Origin of the sequence: Streptomonospora wellingtoniae, from assembly GCF_031845375.1 — a bacterium.
Lineage (GTDB): Bacteria > Actinomycetota > Actinomycetes > Streptosporangiales > Streptosporangiaceae > Streptomonospora > Streptomonospora wellingtoniae.
The window spans coordinates 115,239-137,271 of the sequence record NZ_JAVREK010000009.1; the positions used below are offsets into that span (position 1 = coordinate 115,239).

General features: G+C 75.0%; 22 protein-coding genes. 12 read left to right on the forward strand and 10 right to left on the reverse strand.

The window, feature by feature from the left end; genetic code table 11:
* Nucleotides 1-22: 22 nt before the first annotated feature.
* Nucleotides 23-691: a lysophospholipid acyltransferase family protein gene (locus RM446_RS10715; protein WP_311545063.1), complete on the reverse strand. Its 669-nt coding sequence runs from the start codon at nucleotides 689-691 to the stop codon at nucleotides 23-25.
* 269 nt (nucleotides 692-960) lie between these two features.
* Complete coding sequence (locus RM446_RS10720) at nucleotides 961-1,878, reverse strand: serine/threonine dehydratase (RefSeq protein WP_311545064.1); 918 nt, start codon at nucleotides 1,876-1,878, stop codon at nucleotides 961-963.
* Between the two features lie 89 nt (nucleotides 1,879-1,967).
* On the opposite strand from RM446_RS10720, the gene RM446_RS10725 reads away from it, so the two are divergent.
* Entirely contained in the window at nucleotides 1,968-2,870 is a 903-nt protein-coding gene (locus tag RM446_RS10725) for a LysR substrate-binding domain-containing protein (RefSeq protein ID WP_311545065.1), read from the forward strand.
* Nucleotides 2,871-2,910: 40 nt separating this feature from the next.
* Here RM446_RS10725 and RM446_RS10730 read toward each other — a convergent pair whose 3' ends face one another.
* From RM446_RS10730 to RM446_RS10750, 5 genes are all read right to left on the reverse strand, one after another.
* The gene (locus RM446_RS10730; protein WP_311545066.1) at nucleotides 2,911-3,834 is read right to left on the reverse strand and encodes a Gfo/Idh/MocA family protein; all 924 of its coding nucleotides are present in this window, start codon (nucleotides 3,832-3,834) and stop codon (nucleotides 2,911-2,913) included.
* A 151-nt stretch (nucleotides 3,835-3,985) separates the two neighbouring features.
* Nucleotides 3,986-4,879 carry a carbohydrate ABC transporter permease gene (locus RM446_RS10735; protein WP_311545067.1) on the reverse strand — a complete coding sequence of 298 codons (894 nt, stop codon included), beginning with the start codon at nucleotides 4,877-4,879 and terminating at the stop codon, nucleotides 3,986-3,988.
* Complete coding sequence (locus RM446_RS10740) at nucleotides 4,876-5,829, reverse strand: carbohydrate ABC transporter permease (RefSeq protein WP_311545068.1); 954 nt, start codon at nucleotides 5,827-5,829, stop codon at nucleotides 4,876-4,878. The genes RM446_RS10735 and RM446_RS10740 overlap by 4 nt, the downstream gene beginning before the upstream one ends.
* Before the next feature lie 58 nt (nucleotides 5,830-5,887).
* Nucleotides 5,888-7,258: an ABC transporter substrate-binding protein gene (locus RM446_RS10745; RefSeq protein ID WP_398694913.1), complete on the reverse strand. Its 1,371-nt coding sequence runs from the start codon at nucleotides 7,256-7,258 to the stop codon at nucleotides 5,888-5,890.
* Between the two features lie 36 nt (nucleotides 7,259-7,294).
* Nucleotides 7,295-8,296 (reverse strand): zinc-dependent alcohol dehydrogenase family protein, encoded by a 1,002-nt coding sequence (locus tag RM446_RS10750; protein ID WP_311545069.1) that lies wholly within the window; start codon nucleotides 8,294-8,296, stop codon nucleotides 7,295-7,297.
* Between the two features lie 245 nt (nucleotides 8,297-8,541).
* On the opposite strand from RM446_RS10750, the gene RM446_RS10755 reads away from it, so the two are divergent.
* Entirely contained in the window at nucleotides 8,542-9,465 is a 924-nt protein-coding gene (locus RM446_RS10755) for a sugar-binding transcriptional regulator (RefSeq protein WP_311545141.1), read from the forward strand.
* 77 nt (nucleotides 9,466-9,542) lie between these two features.
* On the opposite strand, the gene RM446_RS10760 is transcribed toward RM446_RS10755, so the two are convergent.
* Entirely contained in the window at nucleotides 9,543-10,463 is a 921-nt protein-coding gene (locus tag RM446_RS10760) for a sulfite exporter TauE/SafE family protein (RefSeq protein WP_311545070.1), read from the reverse strand.
* Between the two features lie 208 nt (nucleotides 10,464-10,671).
* On the opposite strand from RM446_RS10760, the gene RM446_RS10765 reads away from it, so the two are divergent.
* The 3 genes from RM446_RS10765 (at nucleotide 10,672) to RM446_RS10775 (ending at nucleotide 15,685) form a co-directional block, all read left to right on the forward strand.
* A complete protein-coding gene (locus RM446_RS10765) occupies nucleotides 10,672-12,168 on the forward strand; it encodes a carboxyl transferase domain-containing protein (protein ID WP_311545071.1) in 1,497 nt (498 codons plus the stop codon).
* A 134-nt stretch (nucleotides 12,169-12,302) separates the two neighbouring features.
* Nucleotides 12,303-13,511: a CaiB/BaiF CoA transferase family protein gene (locus RM446_RS10770; protein ID WP_311545072.1), complete on the forward strand. Its 1,209-nt coding sequence runs from the start codon at nucleotides 12,303-12,305 to the stop codon at nucleotides 13,509-13,511.
* Nucleotides 13,512-13,663: 152 nt separating this feature from the next.
* Nucleotides 13,664-15,685 (forward strand): tetratricopeptide repeat protein, encoded by a 2,022-nt coding sequence (locus RM446_RS10775; RefSeq protein ID WP_311545073.1) that lies wholly within the window; start codon nucleotides 13,664-13,666, stop codon nucleotides 15,683-15,685.
* 81 nt (nucleotides 15,686-15,766) lie between these two features.
* On the opposite strand, the gene RM446_RS10780 is transcribed toward RM446_RS10775, so the two are convergent.
* A complete protein-coding gene (locus RM446_RS10780) occupies nucleotides 15,767-15,970 on the reverse strand; it encodes a DUF397 domain-containing protein (protein ID WP_311545074.1) in 204 nt (67 codons plus the stop codon).
* Between the two features lie 181 nt (nucleotides 15,971-16,151).
* On the opposite strand from RM446_RS10780, the gene RM446_RS10785 reads away from it, so the two are divergent.
* From RM446_RS10785 to RM446_RS10815, 7 genes are all read left to right on the forward strand, one after another.
* Entirely contained in the window at nucleotides 16,152-16,799 is a 648-nt protein-coding gene (locus RM446_RS10785; RefSeq protein WP_311545075.1) for a ThuA domain-containing protein, read from the forward strand.
* A gap of 56 nt (nucleotides 16,800-16,855) precedes the next feature.
* Entirely contained in the window at nucleotides 16,856-17,704 is an 849-nt protein-coding gene (locus RM446_RS10790) for an urea carboxylase-associated family protein (protein ID WP_311545076.1), read from the forward strand.
* A gap of 52 nt (nucleotides 17,705-17,756) precedes the next feature.
* Entirely contained in the window at nucleotides 17,757-18,647 is an 891-nt protein-coding gene (gene mmuM, locus RM446_RS10795) for a homocysteine S-methyltransferase (protein WP_311545077.1), read from the forward strand.
* Between the two features lie 208 nt (nucleotides 18,648-18,855).
* Nucleotides 18,856-19,491, forward strand: coding sequence for an NAD(P)-dependent oxidoreductase (locus tag RM446_RS10800; RefSeq protein ID WP_311545078.1), 636 nt, complete (start codon nucleotides 18,856-18,858; stop codon nucleotides 19,489-19,491).
* 62 nt (nucleotides 19,492-19,553) lie between these two features.
* Nucleotides 19,554-19,973, forward strand: a complete 420-nt coding sequence (locus tag RM446_RS10805; protein ID WP_311545079.1) for a hypothetical protein — start codon at nucleotides 19,554-19,556, stop codon at nucleotides 19,971-19,973.
* A 32-nt stretch (nucleotides 19,974-20,005) separates the two neighbouring features.
* Nucleotides 20,006-20,206 (forward strand): hypothetical protein, encoded by a 201-nt coding sequence (locus tag RM446_RS10810; protein ID WP_311545080.1) that lies wholly within the window; start codon nucleotides 20,006-20,008, stop codon nucleotides 20,204-20,206.
* A gap of 101 nt (nucleotides 20,207-20,307) precedes the next feature.
* Complete coding sequence (locus RM446_RS10815; protein ID WP_311545081.1) at nucleotides 20,308-20,589, forward strand: DUF2277 domain-containing protein; 282 nt, start codon at nucleotides 20,308-20,310, stop codon at nucleotides 20,587-20,589.
* Nucleotides 20,590-20,801: 212 nt separating this feature from the next.
* Here the strand turns inward: RM446_RS10815 and RM446_RS10820 are convergent, their stop codons facing one another.
* Nucleotides 20,802-22,010: a cytochrome P450 gene (locus tag RM446_RS10820; protein WP_311545082.1), complete on the reverse strand. Its 1,209-nt coding sequence runs from the start codon at nucleotides 22,008-22,010 to the stop codon at nucleotides 20,802-20,804.
* Nucleotides 22,011-22,033 lie beyond the last annotated feature (23 nt).

Genomic DNA, 22,033 nt, shown 5'->3' on the forward strand with positions numbered 1-22,033 from the left:
ACGGACGGGAGCCCGGAAGCGGTCACTCGCCCGAGGTGCGGTCGTTGTAGGTCCCGGCCTCCTCCTGGCCGGTCAGCCGCTGCACGGCGGCCATGATCTCGTCCGTGACGAGTCGGCGCGCCCGCCCGGTCCGGAGGTGGCCGTAGCCCGCGGAGAAGTCCAGCGGCGCGCCGAAGCGCACGGTGACGGGCGCGATGCGCGGCAGCCGGGCGCCGATCGGCTGGATGCGCTCGGTCCCGGACAGCCCCACGGGTACCACGGGTGCGCCCGAGGTCAGCGCAAGGTGGGCGACGCCCGTGCGGCCGCGGTAGAGCCGCCCGTCGGGAGAGCGTGTGCCTTCGGGGTAGATCGAGAACACCTCGCCGTCCTTGAGCCGGCGAAGCCCGATCTCCAGCGCCTCCAGCGCGCCGCCGCCGCTGCCGCGGTCGACCGGGACCGCGCCCAGCGAGGTGAAGGCCGCCCGCGACAGCCGTCCTTTCAACCCGGTGCCGGAGAAGTACTCGGCCTTGGCCAGGAACCGGACGCGGCGCGGCACCGCCAGCGGGATGACGACGCTGTCGCAGAAGGAGAGGTGGTTGGCGGCCAAGACGACGGGGCCGGTGGCGGGGATGTGCTCCAGGCCTTCGACGGTCGGCCGGTACAGCACGCGGCCCACCCGCGATCCGACGATGCGCGCGGTGTCGTAGAGCACTGTGTCCCCCTCCGAGCGCGAGCGCGGCCGCACCGCCCGATCCGGCGCGTCCCCACGCTCACGCGTCCGCCCGGCGGTCCCCGACCGGGTCAGGTTATCGGAGGCCGACGCGCTACGCCCGAGCGGACCCCGCCTCCCGCACCGCCGAGCGGGCCGGCCGGCCCCGGACGCGGAAGGCGTTCCGGGCGCGGGCCATGGGCGGCGATCCGCCGTGCCGGGCCGTGCCGGGCGCCCGGCACGGCCCGGCGGCGGCGCGGACGCGGGGAGGGCTATCCCTCGGGAGTCCAGGAGGCGTTGGCGCCGCAGACCACCAGGCAGGTGTGCTCGCCGGGGATCCGGCCGGCCAGCCAGGCGGCGAAGGGGACGGCGGCGGCCGGCTCGGCGGCGATGCGGAACTCCTCCCACAGCCGGTCGCGCGCCGCGGTGATCTCGATGTCGGTGACCAGGGCGGTGTCGACGGGGTGCGCGCGCAGCACGGCGAAGGGCACGTCGCCCACTCGCGCCGCGCCCAGCGCGGAGGAGGCGACCGAGTCGACGGGAGTGTCCACCGGCTCGCCCGCGGCCAGCGCGGCGTGCAGGCTGCGGCAGCCTTCGGGCTCCACACCGGTCACGCGCAGCCCGGCCGCGCCCAGGCGCACGCCGGCCACCAGGCCGCCGCCCCCCACGGCCACCGCCACGCTGTCGCACTCGGGGGCCTCGCGGGCGATCTCGTGGCCGATGGTGCCCTGGCCGGCCACAACGTCGGGGTCGTCGTAGGCATGCAGGTAGCGCAGCCCTTCGGCGCCGGCGCGGGCGCGTGCGGCCTCGGCCGCCTCGGCGTAGTGGGCGCCGGTGCGGATGAGCTCCGCGCCGGAGGCCTCCAGGCGGCGCGCCTTGGCTTCGGGAACGGTCTCGGGCACGTAGACCAGCGCCTCGGTCCCCAGCATCCGCGCCGCGGCCGCCACACCGAGTCCGTGGTTGCCGCCGGAGGCGGTCACCACCCGCTGCGGCGCGCCCGCTGCCAGCATCGCGTTCAGCGCCCCCCGGAGCTTGAACGCGCCGGTGATCTGCAGGTGCTCCAGTTTCAGGGAGAGCGGGCGCCCGTCCACGCGCGCGCTCAGCACCGGCGTGCGCCGGGCGTGGGCGGCGATGCGCTCGGCCGCCGCGGCGACGTCGGCGGAGCTGGGCAGGGAGGTCGTGGCTGTCATGCCTCCAGACTGCCCTGTTGCGAGCTTAAGTTAAAGTTGCGGTTGCTTAAGATGATTAAGCACAGCTTTGATCCGGTGGGGGTGGTCCGGTGCTGGACGCCGACCGGGTGCGCGTGCTGGTCGAGGTCGCCCACGCGGGCTCGATCGCCGCGGCCGCCGAACGCATGTCCTTCACGGCGCCCGCACTGTCCCAGCAGCTCACCAAGCTGGAGCGGGAGGTGGGGTGCGCGCTGGTGGAGCGCTCGCGCACTGGAGTGCGGCTGACCCGCGCCGGCCGGGTGCTGCTGGCCTACGGAGAGCGGGTCGTCGGTGAGCTGCGCGACGCCGAGGTGGCGGTGCGCGCAGCCGCCGGCGAGGCGCAGGTGCGGCTGTCGCTGGGCGCCTTCGCCAGCGCGGGCAAGCTGCTCGTGCCGGGCGCGCTGGCCGCGTTCGGGCAGGCCCACCCGCAGGTGCGGCTGTCGCTCTCGGACGTGGAGCCGCCCGACGGCTACGGGCTGGTCACCTCCGGCGAGCTCGACCTGCTCATCACGCACCGCTACCCGGGGGTGCAACCGCCTGCGTCGACGGGCCTGCACCGCGAGCGCATCCTGGTCGACCCGCTGCTGCTGGTGCTGCCCGAGGGCCACCCGGCGGCGGGCGCCGCGCCGCGCCTGGCCGACCTCACCGATCAGGAGTGGATCTGCGGCGCGCCCGGCATCTCCAACCGCGTCGCTCTGGAGTCGGCCGCCGCGGACGAGGGCGTGCGCCTGCCGGTCGCCTACGAGACCCGCGACTACGAGGTCATGCTGGCGCTGATCCGCGCGGGCGTGGGGATCGGCCTGGTGCCGCGCATGATCCTGGACGCCGCGCCGGGCGGGGGCTGGGTGGCGGCTCCGCCCGGCGGCGCCGCGCTGGCCCGAGAGATCTCCATCGTGCACCGCCGACGGCCGCCGGCACCGGTGCCGGCCATGGTGGACATGCTGCGCCGCTCGGCGCGGCGGCCGCCCCATTGAGGGCCGGGCCCGGAGCCGGCGAGGCGTTGCGCCGCCCTCCTCAGTCTTCGGACGCGCCGAGGCGCACCGTCGCGCGCCGCTCCAGCGCGAGCGCCGCCGCCTCCAGAACCGCGACCACCTCATGGCCGAACCCGATGCCGCACGGGTCCGCGGGGGCGCCCGCTCCCTGCGCGGCCGCGGCCAGCAGCCTGTCGATCGCCGCCGAGAACGCGGGCACCGGGCCCAGTTCGGCCTCGGGAAGGCGGGCCACGCCGCTTGCGCCGTGGTAGAGGAACTCCTTGCGGGCCCCCTCGGGCGGGGCCTCCAGGGTCAACGCCAGCGAGCTGACGCTCCCGCCGCGGTGGCCCAGCAGCAGGTGCGTGGTCGTGCGCGGTCCCGCCACCGCGGTGACCTCCTCTACCGGTCCCATCACCGGCAGCAGCACCGACAGTGCGTGCGGGCCGATGTCCCACAGCCCGCCGCGCTCCCGGCGCCACGGCGACGCGGCGAAGGGGCTGTCCGTGCTGAGCGCCGACGCCAGCATGACGCCCTGGGCGCCGTCCCAGCTCCCGGCCGCGGCGGTCTCGCGCAGGAAGGCCTCGACGCCCGGGGAGAAGCGCATGGTGAAGAAGACGACGCTCGCCAGTCCGCGGCGCCCGGTCTCGGCCGCGATGGCGCCGGATGCCTCGGTGGTGAAGGCCACCGGTTTGTCCAGCAGCAGGTGGCGCCCCGCCCGCGCGGCGCGCAGCGCCGCCTCGGCCTGCACGTCCGGCGGCAGCGCGATCGCCACGGCGTCGACGTCGGCGATGAGGGCGTCGGAGTCGGAGTAGGCGGCCACGCCGTAGCGGTCGGCCAGGGCCCGGGTCCGCTCGGCGTCGCGCCCCCACACACCGGCGAACTCGGCGCCGGGGTGGGCGGCCAGCGCCGCGCCCTGGGTCTCCCGTGCCCAGTAGCCGGTGCCCAGAAGTCCGATCCTCAGGCCCATGCGGCGTTCCCTTCCGGCGGCGGCTCGGTGTCGCGTCCGGCCCCATTCTGCCCGGCCCGCGCCCGCGGGGACGCAGCGGGGCGGCCGGTGCGCCGCGGCCCCGCAACCGGCCGCGGCTCCCGGCCGCCCCGTCCCCTGTGTCGGCCCCGCCTTATTTGACCGCGCCCATGGACAGGCCCCGCACCAGCTGGCGCTGGGCGATCCAGCCGATGATCACGATCGGCAGAGACGCCAGGGTGGCGGCGGCCGCCAGCTGCGCCCAGTAGAGCCCTTCACTGGTGATGAACCCGACGAGGAACACCGGAACGGTGGCCGCCTGCGAGGCTGTCAGGTTCACCGCGAAGAAGAACTCGTTCCAGGAGAAGATCATGCAGATCAGCGCCGTCGCGGCGACGCCGGGAGCCATGATCGGCAGCATCACCGACCACAGCACCCGCGGCAGGCTCGCACCCTCCATCTGCGCGGCCTCGACCACCCCCGAGGGGACCTCCAGGAAGAACGAGCGCATCATCCACACCGCGATCGGCAGGTTCATCGCGGTGTAGAGCACCACCAGCGTCCAGATGTTGTCCAGCATGGCGACCTCGGCCGCGGCGACGTAGATCGGCACGATCACGGCCACCACAGGCAGCATCTTGGTGGAGATGAAGAAGAACAGCACGTCCTTGGTGCGCCGGACTGGGCGGATGGACAGCGCGTAGGCGGCGGGCGTGCCCAGCAGCAGGACGAGCGCCGTCGAGGCCAGGGTCGCGATCAGCGAATTGGCCAGGTACGGCAGGAAGTCGGAGTCGATGACGCCGACGATCTGGTCCAGCGTCGGCTGGAAGAACAGCGTCGGGGGGTCGGTCTGGGCGATGGCCTCGCTCTTGAAGGAGGTCAGCACCAGCCACAGGGCCGGGGCGACGAACACCAGGGCGATGACCCACGTCAGCGCCGTCAGAGCGGCCCCGCCGACGCCGCCGCGCCGCGTGGCGCGCGCCGCCGCCGGGCGCGGGGTCGGGGAGGCGGCCGCGCTGGGCCGGGGTGCGGGGGCGGTGGCGGTCACGAGTTCGCCTCCTGATCGGACATGAACGTGCGGAAGATCAGCCGCAGCGCGAGCATCGCCACCGCGATGGTGCCGATCACCACGACGACGCCCATCGCCGCCGACTGGCCGATGTCGAACCCGAGGAAGGTCCGCTGGTAGATGTAGAACGGCAGGTTCGCGCTCGCCGTGCCGGGGCCGCCCTGGGTCATCATGTAGATCGTGTCGAAGGTGTTGACCACGTAGATCGACCCCAGCAGCACGCCCAGCTCGATGTAGCGCCGCAGGTGCGGCAGCGTGATGTTGGTGAACATCTGCCACTTGCTTGCGCCGTCGACCTGGCCGGCCTCGATGACGTCGTCGCCCTGGCTCTGCAGCCCGGCCAGCACCAGCAGCATCATGAACGGGCTCCACTGCCACACCAGCGCGGTGACCACCGACACCACCGGGAACTGCGACACCCAGTCGACGTCGCCGAGCCCGAAGGGCGTGAGCACGAACCCGATCAGCCCGAAGACCGGGTCGAACATGGTGGTCTTCCACAGCAGCGCGGTGGCCACCGGGATGATCAGGAACGGTGTGATCAGCAGGGTCCGGACCACGCCGCGGCCCGCGAACTTGCGGTCCAGCAGCATCGCGAGGCCGATCCCGACCGCCATCGAGAGCAGGACGCATGAGGCGGTGATGACCACGGTGTTCAGGGCTGCGCCGAGGAACTGCGCGTCGGTCAGGACTGCGGCGTAGTTGGCCAGGCCGGTGAAGCTCCCCGATCCGGGGCGGACCAGGTTCCACGACTGCAGCGAGTAGTAGATGGTGAACAGGAACGGCAGCTGGGTGACCAGGATCGTGAAGATCAGCGCCGGCAGCAGCGGGGCACGCAGCGACCAGCCGCGGGCGCGCTCGGTGCGCTTGGCGGTCCGGGCGGCGGGCGCGGGCCGCTGAGGGGCGGGTGCGGCGGCGGTCGCGCTCATCGCGGCAGCCTCCCCCGGACGGTGCGCGCCGCCCGCCGGCGGCGGCGTCGTGGAATGCTCACTGTGCCTCCTTGTAGCTGTCGCCGACCGACTGCGCGTACTGCTGGCTCTGCTCCAGCGCCTCGTCGACGCTGATCTGTCCGGCGATCGCCGCGCTGAGCTGCTGGCTCACCCGCGTGCCCAGGTCCTGGAACTCGGGAATGGCCAGGAAACCGATGCCGGTGTAGGGGACCGGCCGGGTGCCCGGGTTCTTCGGGTCGGCGTTCTCGATGCCCTCGCGCATCGGTTCGGCGTAGGCCGACGCGGCTTCCTGGTACTCGGGGTTCTCGAAGGTCGACACGCGGCTGCCCGGCGGAACGCGCTGCCAGCCGTACTCCTCGCCGACCATTCGGATGTACTCCTTGTCGGTCATCCACGACAGGAAGTCCCAGGCGGCGTCCTTGTGCTGGGAGGACGCGGGAATGGCCAGCGACCAGGTGTAGAGCCAGCCGCCGTAGCCGGTCTTCTGCACGGGCGCGGGGGCGTACCCGCTCTTTCCGACGACCTTGCTGGACTCGGGGTCCTCCACGCTGCTGACCATGGCCGTCGCGTCGTACCACATGGCGGCGTTGCCCTGGCTGTAGTGGGTCAGGCAGTCGCCGAACCCGCTGTTGGCCGCGCCGGGCTGGCCGTGCTCGCGCACCGTGTCCACGTAGAACTCCGCGGTGCGGCGGAACTCGGGCGAGGTGAGCTCGGCGTTCCAGTTCCGGTCGTACCAGCGCCCGCCGAAGGTGTTGAGCATGCTGTTGAAGGGGGCGAGCACCTCGCCCCAGCCGGGCAGGCCGCGCAGGCAGATCCCGGCGACGCCCTCCTCGACGCCGTCGAGTTTCGCCGCCAGGTCGGCGACCTCCGTCCAGGTGGGGTTCTCCGGCATCTCGACGCCGGCCTTCTCGAACAGGTCCTTGCGGTAGGCAAGGAACGACGACTCGCCGTAGAAGGGGACCGAGTACATGTCGCCCTGGTAGGAGAGGTCCTCGCGGATCGGCTCCAGGAAGTCCTCGTCGTCGTAGCCCTCGGTTGCGTCGATGTGCGGCTGCAGGTTGGCCAGCCACCCGTTCTCGGCCCACATGCGGGTCTCGTAGTTGCTGATCATCACCGCGTCGAACTCGCCGCCGCCGGCGGCGATCGAGGTGGTGATCTTGGCGCGGGCCTCGTTCTCCGGCAGCGTGACGAAGCGCAGGTTGACGTCGGGGTGCTCGCGCGCGAAGTCCGCGCGCAGCGAGATGGCGTCCTCCATCTGGGGGTTGGACACGATGGCCACGACCAGCGTGGTGCCGTCGCCGCCCGCGGCGACGGCACCCGCGCCCGCGCAGCCCGACACCAGCGACACCGCGGCGCCTGCAGCGCCCAGCGCCGCGAGCCGCCCGGGGCGGCGTTTCGTGCTCGGCAACGGGTTCTCCTTATCCACGGTCGAAACTCCGTCTCGTCAGGCTGAGGCGGTGGGCAGGACCTGCACCTTCACACCGGCCCCCGAGCGCATCAGGTCGAGGGCCCCGGGGAATTCGGCCAGCGGCAGGGCGTGGGTGAGCAGCTCGTCCGTGCGCACCCGGCCCGCCGCCAGGAGGTCCAGCGCGGCGCCGTAGCTGTGCAGCACGGCCATTGAGCCGACCACGGTGATCTCGTCGTTGTACATGCGGAAGGGCGACAGGGAGACGCGGGCGTCGTCCGGCGCCACGCCGAAGACCAGCAGGCGCCCGCCGCGGCGCAGCGCCCAGAACGCGTCCTCGATCGCCGCGGGGGCGCCGGTCGCGTCGGCCGCGGCGTCGAAGCGCTCGTCGTCGAGATCGGCGGTGGCGGTGGCGGTGGCGGCGGCGCCCAGCGCCGTGGCCAGCTTCAGCCGCTCGGTGTTGCGGTCGACGACGGTGACCCGCGCGCCGCCCTGCTGCAGGAGCTGCTGCAGCAGCAGGCCCATGGTGCCCGCGCCGAGCAGCAGGAAGCGCTCTCCGGTGTGCACGCCGATGCGTCGCACGCCGTGCACCGCGCAGGACAGCGGCTCGATCAGCGCGGCCTCGCGGTCGCCGACGTGCTCGGGCAGGGGATAGCAGTTGACGGCGGGTGCGGCCACGTACTCGGCGAAGGCGCCGTCGACGGTGTCGCCGATGGCACCCCAGTTGGCGCACAGGTTGCCGCGCCCGGCGCGGCAGTACTCGCAGTAACCGCAGAACAGGGAGGGGTCCACCGCCACCCGGTCGCCCTCGCGCAGCCCGCCCGGCGCCTGCGGGCCCACTGCCACGACCTCGCCGCCGAACTCGTGGCCGGGCACCAGGGGGTAGGGGCTGGGCGGGAACTCGCCGTCGGCGATGTGCAGGTCGGTGCCGCAGATGCCGCAGGCTCCCACGCGCAGCACCACGCCGTCGGCCGCGGGGGTCGGATCGGGCCGTTCCCCCACGGTGACACTTCCCGGACGTTCGATGATCGCTGCGCGCACTGCCGCTCCTTGTCCACGGACGATGGGCGTGCGTGATTCCGCACACCGGTGTTCGACTCGCTCACCTGAGCGTTACGATGCTCATGTGATGAAGCACATTCAAAACCCATTCGAAAAGCCGTGTCAACGTATGCTTAACGTATGAGCGGAGTAGTGATCAGGTGAGCAGGGTGGCGGGCACCGGGGGAGAGGGCGGCCCCGCTGCCCCCCAGCAGCGAAAATCGCCGTTCAAAGGGCCCGCCGAACTGGTGCTGGTCTCCACCGTCGCGCGCCGGTTCTATCTGGACGGGCGCTCCAAGGTGGAGATCGCCGAGGAGTTCGGCGTAAGTCGCTTCAAGGTCGCCCGCGCACTGGATACAGCGCGGGAGAGCGGAATCGTGCGGATCTCCATCCGCGTGCCCGCCCGGATCGACCCCGACCTCTCCGATCGGCTGCGCGCGGCCTTCGGACTGGAACGCGCCATCGTGGTCGACGGCTCCGAGGACGCGGCCGAGACCCACCGCCAGCTCGGCGCGGTGGCCGCCGACCTGCTGGCCGAGATCGTCGAGGACGACGACGTGCTCGGGTTCGCCTGGGGGCGCACCGTCAACGCCGTCGGCGCCGAGCTGACCCGGCTCGCGCACTGCACGACGGTGCAGCTGGGCGGAGTCGTCTCGCACCGCACCTACGGCGAGGACGCCAGCGAGGGGTCGGTGGAGTCGGTGCGGCGTGCGGCCCAGCTCTCCGGCGGTTCCGCCTACCCCATCTACGCGCCGCTGATACTGCCGGACGCGACCACGGCCCGCGCGCTGCGCTCCGATCCGGGCATCGCCGGTGCGCTGACCCGCTTCGACCGGCTGACCAAGGCGGTGGTCTCCATCGGCGGCTGGGACGAGCAGAGCTCGACGGTCTACTCCTGCCTGGATCCCGGGCCGCGCGAGGAGCTGCGCGAACGGGGCGTGCGCGCCGAGATCTCCGCGCAGCTGTTCGACTCCGAGGGCACCCGGGTGCACAGCGAGCTCGACGAGCGGGTCCTGGCCATCACCGACGCCCAGCTGGCACGCGTGCCCGAGGTGATCGCGGTGGCCGGCGGCCCGGGCAAGACCGAGGCCATCGGCGTGGTGCTGCGCAGCGGACTGATTTCGACCCTGGTCACCGATGCGGACACGGCACAGGAGCTGCTGGGCTGAGGGCGCCCGGTGCCCAGAACGGCACCGGGCCGGGGCCGCGCCCCCGCGCGGCCCCGGCCCTGGTCGGGCGCGGGCCGCTACTCGGCCGCGTCGGCCCGGATGCGGCTCGGCCCGCCGGCGGCGCCCGCGGAGGCGCGCTCGGCCAGGTGCGCGCGCACCGACCAGGTGAGGGCCGCCGCCCAGGCCGCGGCAAGCGCCGCGTAGACGGCAGCCGGGACGATCGGCGCCGCCCCGGGCCACACCGCCTCCAGCAGGCTGCGGGCGTTGGTCAGCACGATGAATCCGCCTACCGCCGAGCCGAGGACCCGCGGCGGCACCAGCCGCACGATCCATGCCGCGATGGGCGCCGCCACCACGCCTCCGATCAGCAGGCCGCCCGCCCAGAGGGGGTTGATCCCCGCGCCGCCGAGCCCTGCGAAGAACCCTGCGCTGGCGGCGAGGGCGACGATGAACTCGCTGGTGTCGATCGAGCCGATCACTTTGCGGGGCTCGATCCGTCCGCCGGCCAGCAGCGCCGGCGTGCCCACCGGGCCCCAGCCGCCACCGCCGGTGGCGTCGAGGAACCCGCCGGCCAGGCCCAGGGGCACCAGGAAGCGCCGGCGGACCGGCCTGCCCAGCCGGGCGCGCGAGAGCGGCCAGAGCGTGAAGCGCACCAGCACATAGGCGCCCAGCACCAGCAGCACGACCGACATCAGCGGCGCCGCGACCGCGGTGGACAGCCCGCTGAGGAACGTCGCCCCGGCGAACGCGCCGATCGCCCCGGGCAGGGCGATGCGCCGGACCACCCGCCAGTCGACGTTTCCCAGCCGCCAATGGGCGGCGCCCGAGGCCAGCGTGGTGCCGATCTCGGCCAGGTGCACGGTGGCCGAGGCGGCCGCGGGGGTGGTGCCCGCGGCCAGCAGCAGGGTGGTGGAGGTGACGCCGTAGGCCATCCCCAGGCTGCCGTCCACGAGTTGGGCCAGCAGTCCGATCAGGGCGAAGATGACGAGTGTCTGCATGCGGTGTCGCCTTCCGGGCTGGAACCATGCTTTCCCTATAGACTTAGTGGGATATTAACTCTGTTTTTCCTATCGGGCAATAGGAGAATCGGAGCGCCGCCGCGCCGCCGCCCGCGGCTGACGCCCCGGACGGACCGCGGCTAGAGTTCGACCACGCGGCCGCGCCCGGCCGGTGCGGCGACCGGCCGCGACTGCCGACGGAGGTGCCATGGGCCGCGGATACGGCGCGCACGAGCTGCTGGAGGCGACGCTGGACTCCGGCTCGTTCCGCTCCTGGGACGGGCCGCCACTGGACGTGGCGCCCGACCCCGGCTACGCCGCCGAATTGGCACGGGCCCGCGAGCGCAGCGGTTGCGACGAGGCCGTCGTCACCGGCGAGGGCCTGCTGCGCGGCCGCCGCGTCGCAGTCGTGGCCTGCGAGTTCGGCTTCCTCGCCGGCTCGATCGGGGTCGCCGCCGCTGAGCGGTTGACCACCGCGGTCGAACGCGCCACCGCCGAGCGCCTCCCGCTGCTGGCCGCACCCGCCTCCGGGGGCACCCGCATGCAGGAGGGCACCGTCGCGTTCTTGACGATGGTCAAGATCTCGGCGGCCGTTGCGGCGCACAAGGCCGCCGGCCTGCCCTTCCTGGTCTACCTGCGCCACCCCACCACCGGCGGCGTCCTGGCCTCCTGGGGCTCCCAGGGCCACGTCACCGTCGCCGAACCGGGCGCGCTGATCGGCTTCCTCGGCCCCCGCGTCTACGAGCAGCTCTACGACCGGCCCTTTCCCGAAGGCGTGCAGTCGGCGGAGAACCTCCACCGCCGCGGCCTCGTCGACGCCGTCCTCGGCGTCGAGGAGCTGCCCGCAACCGCCGACCGCACCCTCAACGTGCTGCTCGCCCGCGCCGGCGAGCTGCCCGAGGAGCCCGCCGTTCCCGAGGAGCCGGCCGCCGACGTGCCCGCGTGGGAGTCGATCACCCGCTCCCGGCGCCCCGACCGCCCCGGCGTGCGCGCACTCCTGCGGCGCGCCGCAGGCGACGTCGTCCCCCTCAAGGGCACCGGCGAGGGCGAGGCGGACCCCGGCCTGCTGCTCGCCCTGGCCCGCTTCGGCGGCGCCCCGTGCGTCCTGCTGGGCCAGGACCGCTCCCGGCAGACCAGCGACCACCCGCTCGGCCCGGCCGCGCTGCGCGAGGCGCGCCGCGGCATGCGCATCGCCGAGGAACTGGACCTGCCGCTGGTCACCGTCATCGACACGCCCGGCGCGGCACTGTCCCGCGAGGCCGAGGAGCAGGGCCTGGCCGGCCAGATCTCCCGCTGCCTGGCGGAGCTGGTCACCCTGCGCGCACCGACCCTGGCCGTGCTCATGGGCCAGGGCACCGGCGGAGGCGCGCTGGCGCTGGTTCCGGCCGACCGCGTCGTCGGCGCGCAGCACGCCTGGCTGTCGCCGCTGCCGCCGGAGGGAGCGAGCGCGATCGTGCACCGCACCACCGACCGCGCCCCCGAGCTCGCCGAACGGCAGGGGGTGAGCACAGCACGGCTGCGCGCGAACGGCATCGTCGACCGCATCGTGGCCGAGCGCCCCGACGCCGCCGACGAACCCGCGGAGTTCTGCGCCCGGATGGGCGCTGCGCTGCGCCACGAGCTCGCCGCGCTGCTGCGCGCCGACCCTGACCGGCGCCTTGCGTCCCGCCACGCGCGCTACCGCCGCCTGGGCCTGCGCGACTGAGCCGCGCCGGTCGCCGGGCGCCTCGCCGGGGGCCGCCGTGATCACCCGCACAGCGCGTCGGCACAATGACGGGACAACACCGGACACCACGCGGCGGCGCGACCGGCGCGGAGCAGGCGAAGGGGGCCCGTCCAGTGGCGGAGCGAGAGAGCACATCCCAGGGGCCGTTGAGCGGGATCGTGGTGGTCGACCTGTCGCGGGCCCTGGCCGGGCCGCACGCCGCCATGCTGCTGGGCGACCTCGGCGCGCGCGTGATCAAGGTCGAGCAGCCCGCGACCGGCGACGACACCCGAGGCTGGGGGCCTCCCTTCACCGGGCCCGAGGACGAGCGGATCAGCACCTACTTCCTCTCCTGCAACCGCAACAAGGAGTCCGTCGAGCTGGACCTGAAGTCCGCGGACGGCGCCTCGGTCCTCACCCGCCTGGTGCGCGCCGCCGACGTGCTCGTGGAGAACTTCCGCCCCGGCGTGCTGGACCGCCTGGGGTTCTCCGCAGAGCGTCTGGCCGAGCTCAACCCGCGCCTGGTGCTGTGCTCCATCAGCGGCTTCGGCCACGACGGTCCCGAAGGCGGGCGCGCGGGCTACGACCAGATCGCCCAAGGCGAGGCCGGGCTGATGAGCCTCACCGGCCCCGGACCCGAGGAGCCCACCAAGGTGGGCGTGCCCATCGGCGACCTGCTGGCCGGGATGAACGGCGCCTACGGCGTGCTCAGCGCCCTGTACGAGCGCGAGCGCACCGGACGCGGCCGCGTGGTGCGCACCTCACTGCTTTCCTCCATCGTGGGCGTGCACGCCTTCCAGGGCACCCGCTGGACCGTGGGCGGGGAGGTGCCCCGGGCCATCGGCAACCACCATCCCTCCATCGCGCCCTATGGCGCCTACACCTGCGCTGACGGCATGCTGCAGGTCGCGGTCGCCAGCCAGGGGCAGTGGTCGAAGTTCGCCGGGCTGCTGGGCATCGACGCCGACGACCCCCGCTTCGCCGACAACGCCTCCCGCGTCGCCAACCGCCCGGAGCTCAACGAGGCCGTCGAGGCCGTGCTCGCCGCCGCCCCCCGCGACACCTGGCTGGAGCGCATCGGCGCCATCGGGATCCCCTGCGGCGCCGTGCGCACCCTCGACCAGGTCTACGAGTGGGACCAGGTGCGCTCCCAGGGCCTGGTGGCCGAGGTCGAGCACCCGGTGCTGGGCCCCATCGAACTGCCCGGCCCCGCGGTGCGCTTCGCCGACGCGGGCGACCCCGCCGCCGAGACCCCGCCCGACCACCGCCCCCCGCCCCGCCTGGGTGAGCACAACGCGTCCGTGCGCGCCTGGCTGGACACCCTCGACGGCTCCGGCGAGTAGGGCGCCGCGGCGCGCCACCGGACCGAACCCCGTCGATCTTGTAGCTATCGTGAATGGCAATCGCTTTCCTTCACGATAGCTACAAGATCGACGGTCCTGCGGCGGGCGACGGGCAGCAGGCCACCGCGCGACGACGTCAGGAGTTGAGCAGCATGAGCGACAACGCGGCAGCGGTCGCGACGGTGCACGGCATGCTGCTGCAGGCCCGCGACATCCACGGCGGGGTCCACCTGCACCCGCCCGCTCCCACCGGAGCGTTTGCCGACGTCAGCCTCGACGCCCCCCGCCCGCCCGAGCCCCTGCGCGGGCGCGACGACCTGCTCGCCGAACTGGACGCCGCTCCCGCCGACGGTGCCGAGCGCCCCGTCGTGCTCACCGGGCCGGGCGGCATCGGAAAGTCCGCGGTGGCCGCCGCCCTCGCCCGGCGCGCCGCCGACCGCGGCCGCGACGTGTTCTGGGTCCGGGCGGGCGCCGTCGCCCCGGCCCTGCTGGAGGCAGCCGTCGAGGCGGGCGGGGCGCGCGCCGAGGCCCAGGGGCTCGCTTCCTCCCCGCGGCGCGCCGCCCGCTGGGTCTGGCGGCACCTCGACGCCGCGCCGCGGCCCTGGCTGCTCGTGCTGGACAACGCCGACCGGCCCGAGGAGCTCGACCCCGACCACCGGCCCGGCGAAGGCCTGGGCTGGCTGCGCACAAGCCCGCGCGGCCTCGTCGTCGTCACCACGCGCATCGGCGACCCCGCCCTGTGGGAGCCCGCCCTGATGCGCGAGGTCGGCGAGCTCGCGCCGGACGCCGCCGCCGCCGTGCTCGCCGACCGATCCGGCCCGGTCGGCGCGACGGGCGCCCGCACCCTCGCCGACCGCCTCGGCGGCATCCCCCTGGCCCTCACCCTGGCCGGGGGCGCTGCGGCCTCCCATCCCGCGCTCTTCGCCGACCTCGGTGCGCTGCGGGACCACCTCTCGGCCTCGGTGCTGCGCGTGGACCGGCTCTCGCGCCCCCGTACCCACAAGGGCCGCCGGCCCCGCCGCAGCACCCTCGCCGGAGTCTGGGAGGCCTCCATGGAGCTACTGGACAGCGCACCGCACGCCCCGGGCCTGCTGCGGCTGCTGTCCGTCCTGGGCGCCGACGGCCTGGAGGTCCCGCTGCGCCGCCTGCCCCTGTCCCTGCTGCGCGGCGGGGCCGGCGGCACCGCCGTCGAGCCGCCCGACGAACCACTCGACGAGACGGCGCTGGCCGCCGCCCTCAACGCACTGGCCGTCCACGGCCTGGCGGCCCTCACCTCCGTCGGCGGCGAGCGCGCTCTGCGCATCCACCCGCTGATCGGCGAGACCACCCGCGAAGGGCTCGGCGACCGCGCCGCGACCGTCGCCCGCGCGGTCGCCCGCCTGCTGGAGCACCAGCGCGACCGCGACCCCGCGATGGAGTGGGCCGCCCACCGCGCTCTGGCCGAGGTGTGCTCGGCGGCCCTGGGTCCCGACCACCCCGACACCCTCGGAGCCGACGTCGGACGCGCCCGCCAGCGCCTCCAGCGGGGCGACGCGTCCGGCGCGGCGGCCGAACTGGCCGGACTCGCCCGGCGAGCCGCCGACGCCCTCGGCGCCGACCACCCGGTACGCCTGCGGGCCCTGCACCACCGCGGCGACGCCCTCATCGACCTCGGCCGCCTCGACGAGGCCGACCGCCTCTTCCGCGACCTGCTCGCCGCCCGCACACGCGCCCAGGGCCCCGACGCGCCGGACGCCGACGAGGAGCGCCACCAGCTGGCCGCTGTCGCACTTCGCAGGCAGGACTGGGACACGGCGGCCGCCGAACTGGCGGCCGTGGTCGCCCACCGCAAGGCCGACCCTGCCTCCGACGGGCAGCGCCTGCTCTTCGCGCGCGTCAACCTGTGCTACGCCCGACTGCGCCGGGGCGAGCGCGCCGCCGCCGAATCCGGCTTCCGGCGGCTCATCGCCGAGTCGGGGGTGCGGGACGGGACCGAGGACCCAGCGGTCACGCTCGCGCGGCTGTTCCTGGCCGTGAGCCGGATGGAGCGCGGAGAGGCGGAGGCGGCCGAGGAGGGCTTCGCCGACGCGCTGCGGCGCGGCGAGCGGCGGTTGGGCGCCGACCACCCCGAACTCGCCGAGATGCGAGCCGTGATCGACGGCGCCCGTGCCTCCGGTAGCGCCGAAGGCGGCTGAGCCGCCGCCGGCCCCGCTCGGCCACGCTCGGCCCGGCCGACCGCGCGCGGCACCGGCGCGGGCCTGAGCGGCAAGCCCCGATCAGCCGTGCCCGTCCTGCTCCGCCCCGGCGGCGCTCCAGCGCACGAACTCCGTCCACGCGCCCGGATCGAACTCCAGCGGCGGCCGGTGCGGCGACACCGAGTCCCGCACCCGCACCGCGTCCCCGGTGAACGCCGCCTCCACGCAGTTGCCCACCACCGAGGAGCGGCGGCTCGCCACCCACCCGTGTCCCGGAACCAGCACCGCGCCTCCTCCTCGCCTCGCGCACCGGCGCGCCGGCCGCGCCTGATGCGGATACTCCGCGGTCGTACCCGCACCGCGCTCCGGCGACCGCCGGATCCGCGGCCGCAGGCGGACGCACCGCACCGGCCGCCCCCGCTACCGCCCCCTCCGGGGCGCCCGTCCGCCAGTAGGGTGCCGTCGCATGGAACGTGTACTCGTGTTCTCCCGCACCGCCGGATACCGGCACGACTCCATCCCGGCCGGAGTCCGCGCGGTCGGGGAGCTCGGCCGGGCCCTCGGATTCGCCGTCGAGGCCTCCGAGGACCCCGCCGCCTGCCACCGGCTGCACGGATACAGCGCCGTGGTGTTCCTCAGTCCTTCCGGCGGGGTCCTCGACGGCACGGGGCGGGCCGCATTGGCCGACTACGTCTCCTCCGGCGGCGGTTTCTGCGGCGTCCACGCGGCCTCCACCGCCGAACGCGACTGGCCGTTCTACGCCGAGCTCGTCGGTGCCCGCTTCACCCGCCACCCCGAGGTCCAGCCCGCCCGCGTGCTCGTCGAGGACCGCGACCACCCCGCAACCGCCCACCTGGGCGCGGCCTGGACGCTCACCGACGAGTGGTACGACTTCGACCGCGACCCGCGCGCGGACGTCCGCGTCCTGCTCGCCGTCGATGAGGACTCCTACCAGGGCGGCGGCATGGGCCCCGGCCACCCCGTCGCCTGGTGCCGCCGCGTCGGTGCGGGGCGCTCCTTCTACACGGCCCTGGGCCACCCCGCCTCCGCCTACGCCGACCCGGGCTTCCGCGCCCACCTGCTCGGCGGTATACGCTATGCCGCCGCGTGGTAAGCGAAGGCCGCAGCGCACGGCGTCCGGCACCGGGCCGAATCGAGGGGAGAACGACGATGGCATCACCGCCCGCCGCCTACCAGGAGTCCGGCCCCGGAGGGGCCCTCGACGTGGACCGCGCCTTCTACGCGCGGCTGGCCGCCGCCGATTGCGCGACCGCGGAGTCGTTCACCCTGCCCATCCGCTCCGGCCGCGCCTGGGAGGTGCCCGCCGGACACCTGTGCCGGATCAGCACCCCTGAGGGCCCCCAGGTGGGCGACCTGAACATATGGAACCGGCACGACCCCCGCGAGCGCCTGTGGGCCTCGCGCACGCGACAGCTGCAGGCCGCCCACATCACCACCTATGACCGCCTGTGGTCCACGCTGCCCTTCCTGCGGCCGCTGGCCACCGTCACCGCCGACACTCTCGCCGACTACGGCACCGATGCCGAGGGCGGCCGCGTCCACGACCTGCTGGGCACCCGCTGCGACCCCTACGTCAACCGGATGCTCACCGGCGGGGACTTCGACTTCCACTGCCACTCCAACCTCACCCGCGCCGTCATGCCCTACGGCCTCACCGAGTTCGACGTGCACGACGTCCTCAACGTGTTCCAGTGCACCGGGCTCAACGACCAGGACCGGTACTTCATGAAGGCCAGCCCCGCGCGGGCGGGCGACCGCATCGAGTTCTTCGCCGAGACGGACCTGCTGATGGCGCTGTCGACCTGCCCCGGCGGGGACCTTTCGGTGGACCTGTGGGGGCCCGACGCCGGCGACCCCCTCCAGGTGTGCCGACCGCTGGCCGTGGAGGTGCTGCGCCCGCCCGAGGAGCTGCTCGACGGCTGGGCGCCGCCGCAGCGGGCCGACTACGCTGGCCTGCACGGCCTCCGCCGGCCCCGGTGGGGCGCGGACGCCGGTTGAGCGGCGCCCCGGCCGCCCGCGGAAACCGTTCGCCGACGCATACGCTGGCGGTATGGACGCCCTGCCCGGCGAGCGGACGCTCGTGCTCGACGGCGGACTGGCCACGCGGCTGGAGGACCTCGGCTGCGACCTGGGCGACGACCTGTGGTCGGCGCGGCTGCTGCGCGACGACCCCGGCCTCCTCCGCCGCGCCCACCGCGACTTCTTCGCCGCCGGAGCCGACGTCGCCATCACCGCGTCCTACCAGGCCTCGGTCGCCGGGTTCGCCGCCCGCGGGATGAGCCGCGGCGAGGCACGCGTTTTGATCGCCAGCTCGACGGAACCGGCCCTCCAGGCCCGAGACGAGGCCGGCGGCGGGATCGTCGCCGCCTCCGTCGGTCCCTACGGCGCCGCGCGCGCCGACGGATCGGAGTACACCGGCGACTACGGCCCGCGGGCGGGCACCGCCGACGCGCTGGCCGACTGGCACCGCGAACGCTGGCACCTGCTCGCCGAAAGCGGAGCCGACCTGCTCGCCTGCGAGACACTGCCCTCCTGCACCGAGGCGCTGGCCCTGCTGCGGCTGCTGGAGGAGACCCCCGGCGTGCTCGCCTGGTTCAGCTTCAGCTGCCGCGACGGTGAGCGCATCGGCGACGGCACGCCGCTGGCCGAGTGCGCCGCCCTGCTGGCCGGACACGAGCAGGTGGTGGCCGTGGGCGCCAACTGCACGGCGCCGCGCCACATCCCCGAGCTGATCGGACGAATCCGGGGCGTGCCAGCGGTCGCCTACCCCAACTCGGGCGAGACCTGGGACGCCGGCGCGCGCGCCTGGCGCGGCGTGCGCGACCCCGCGGCCTTCGGCGCGGCGGCCGGGGAGTGGCGGCGCGCCGGCGCCCGGCTGATCGGCGGATGCTGCCGCACCACGCCCGAGCACATCCGCCGGATTCGTGCGCACCTGGACTGAGAGCCCGGCCGCCGCGGCGGGGTCTGCGCCGGGCCGCGCCGGTCGGGTCGCGGCGGCCTCCGCGTTGCGGACGGCTACCGGGCGCGGTGGTGGGTAGCGGGACCGCGCGAGGAACGGCGCACGGGTGCCGCCCGCACGCGCACACCCGGAGCGGCGCGCGTCCGCGCTGCGCCCGGCCGCGGGCGCGACGACGAAAGGCAGGCCCGCCATGGCCGACATCGCCGTTTTCGGAGCGAGCGGGATGATCGGATCCCGCGTGGTCGACGAGGCTCTCGCACGCGGCCATCGGGTCACCGCTCTGGCCCGAGACCGCACGCGGCTGCCCCACGAGGGCGAGCGGCTCACCGTCGCGGCCGCCGACGTGCTCGATCCGGGCGACGTGTCCTCTGCGGCGCGCGGCCAGGACGTCCTGGTCAGCGCCGTGGGCGGCGGCGACAGCAGACTCGTCGAGCCCTCGGCCCGAACGATCGTCGAGGTGCTGCGCTGTCTGGAGGACCGGCCCCGCTTCATCAGGGTCGGCGGCGCGGGGAGCCTGGAGGCCGCACCGGGCAAGCGAGTGTGGGACACTCCCGGGCTGCCCGAGGACGTCCTGGCGACCATGCACGCCCACGGCGACGCCCTGGAGTTCCTGCACGGCGTCACCGACGTCAGCTGGACCGACATCAGTCCGCCGGCGGTGGTCGAGCCCGGCGAGCGCACCTGCGGCTACCGCACCGACACCCACCGGCTGGTCGCCGACGCCCGGGGCACCAGCCGCATCAGCGCCGAGGACTACGCCGTGGCGCTCCTCGACGAGATCGAGTCGCCCCGGCACATCGACGAGCGCTTCACCGTGGGCCACTGAGCGTCCCGGCGCCGCCCGGCCGGCGGAGCCTGCACAGCGGAGACGTCAGGGAGGAGGCCGCCATGGCCGCCGAACACGGGAAGGACATCGCACGACGGGTGATCACGGAGGCAGGGGGCACGATGGCCCGGGAGGCCGGTATCCGCCTGCGGGACCGCCCCGCGCCGCTCTGGCAGCTGCTGGTGCTCGCCAACCTGGCCTCGGCGCGCATCTCCGTCGGCATCGCCGCGGCCGGCGCGCGGGAGCTGAACGGGGCGGGCGGCAGCACGCCCGACGGCATGTCCGCGCTCACCTGGCAGCAGCGCGTGGACGCGCTGGGGCGCGGCAGCTACGTCCGCTACGACGAGAGCACCGCGACCCGGTTGGGCGACTGCGCCGACCTCGCACGCGAGCGCTACGGCGGCGACCTGCGCCGGCTCGCCGAGGAGGCGCAGGGGCGCCGCACGCACCTGGCCGAGGCGCTGCGGGAGTCAAGGGGGTAGGCCCGGCGGGCTCCGACATCTTCTGCCGCGAGGTGCAGCATGTGTGGCCGTGGCTGCGGCCCTACGCCGACAAGCTCGTGCGCAAGGGCGCCTCTCGCGTCGGGCTGCCCGGCGGTGGCGACGCGCTGGCCGAGCTGGTCGGCGGCGACGAGCTGGCCTCCCTCTGCGCCGGCCTGGTGCGCGTGGCCCGTCGCGACGACCTGGCCGAGCTGGTGGCGCAGCAACCGACCTGACCCGCCCCGGCACCGCCCCGGCGTCCGGCGCGGGGGCCTGCGCCGTCCGGCCGCGGCGGTGCCGCGAGGGGATTGTCGGCGGTGCGGCGTAGCGTGGAGGCATGTGCCGCAACATCCGCCGCCTGTACAACTACGAACCGCCCGCCGCCGAGTCCGAGGTCCGCGAGGCCGCGCTGCAGTACGTGCGCAAGATCAGCGGCAGCACGCACCCGTCGGCCGCCAACCGCGAGGCGTTCGACCGCGCCGTCGAGGCGGTGGCCGCCGCCACCGGGGAGCTGCTGGGGTCGCTGACCACCACCGCGGCGCCGCGCTCACGCGAGGAGGACGCCGCCCGGGCCCGAGAGCGCGCCCAAGCCCGCTACGGAGGTGCCGCGTCGGCGTGAGCCCTGCCGCCGTCCTGCGGCCGCCGCACGGGCGGCCGCGGGGGAGACGGGAGGCACCCGGGACCGCCGCCGGCCCGGGGCCCGTCCGCGCACGGCCCGCACGGTAGGCCGCAGGGGCCGCTGCGGCGGGGCCCGCCGGGGCGTCGCCGCCGTACCGGCGCGTGCCGGGCCGTCCTCGCGGGAGCCCCTGCCGCACGCGGCGGGCGCTCCGCTCACCACCGCACGTCGAGGCGGTCGGGGGAGCGGTGGATCATGGTGGGAAGCATGCTGATCCGCGCGTCCGGGTCGAGCCGCGCGCCGGGCAGCCGCCGGGTCAGCTCGTGCAGGACGGCGGTCAGCTGCGCGCGGGCCAGGCGTGCGCCCGGGCAGGCGTGGACACCGTGGCCGAATCCCAGGTGGCGCTGCGGCCGGCGGGTGATGTCCAAGCGGTCGGGCTGCGGGAACCGCGCGGGGTCGCGGTTGGCCGCACCGAAGGACACGAACAGGACGGCGCCCTCCGGCAGCGTCGTGCCGCCCAGGGCCGTCTCGCGCACGGCCCGGCGGCGGAACCCCTGGATGGGGGAGTCGAAGCGGGCGCACTCCTCGACCGCGTCGGGGATCAGCCCGGGGTCCTCGCACAACGCCTCCCACTGCTCGCGCCGGCGCAGCAGGTGCAGCAGCGTCGAGGCCATCAGCGCGCTCGTGGTCAGGTGCCCGGCCAGCAGCATGTTCTGCAGCGAGGAGACGCATTCGCCGCTCTGCTCGCGGGTGAGCTCGCCGGCCTCGGGCGCCAGCGCCTGGACGAAGACCGTGATGAGGTCGTCGCGGGGCTCGGCCCGGCGGCTGCGCACGTATCCGTCCATCCGGCGCTGAAGCCGCGCGATCTCCTCGGCGGCCGCGACCTGGTCGCCGCTGTCCAAGGGGCGCAACGCCAGGTCGGTCGCGAGGTAGCCGCCGCGCACGACCGCCGGGACGTCGCCGGGGTCCAGGCCCGTCAGGTGCCCGATCACCTCGCCGGGAAGCACCCGCGCGAGCCGCTCCACCAGATCGGCGCCCCCGTCGGCGGCGAGGCCGTCCACGAGGTCTGCGGCGCGCCGGCGGATGAAGTCCTGGGCCGCATCGACGCGGGCGGCCGAGAGGCCGCGCGTGTGCGGTGCGCGGTAGCGGCGGTGCGCCGGTCCGTCGGAGGAGAGGACCACGCCGCCGGCCCCTGCGCCCTCGGCCAGCGCCGCTCGCGCCTCGGGCCCGGGGACGGCGTCGGGGCGCAGCGCTCCCGCCGAGGAGAGGTCGTCGGGGCGGGCCAGCGCCTCGCGGACGTCTGCGTAGCGCGCCACCAGCCACGCGTCCAGTTCGGGGACGAAGGTGAGCCCCGGCTCCCGGCGGGCTCGGGAGTAGTGGGGGTAGGGGTCGCGCTGAAAGGCGTCGAGCGCGGCGAAGTCCATGCGTCTCCTTGCGGGCGGCGGGC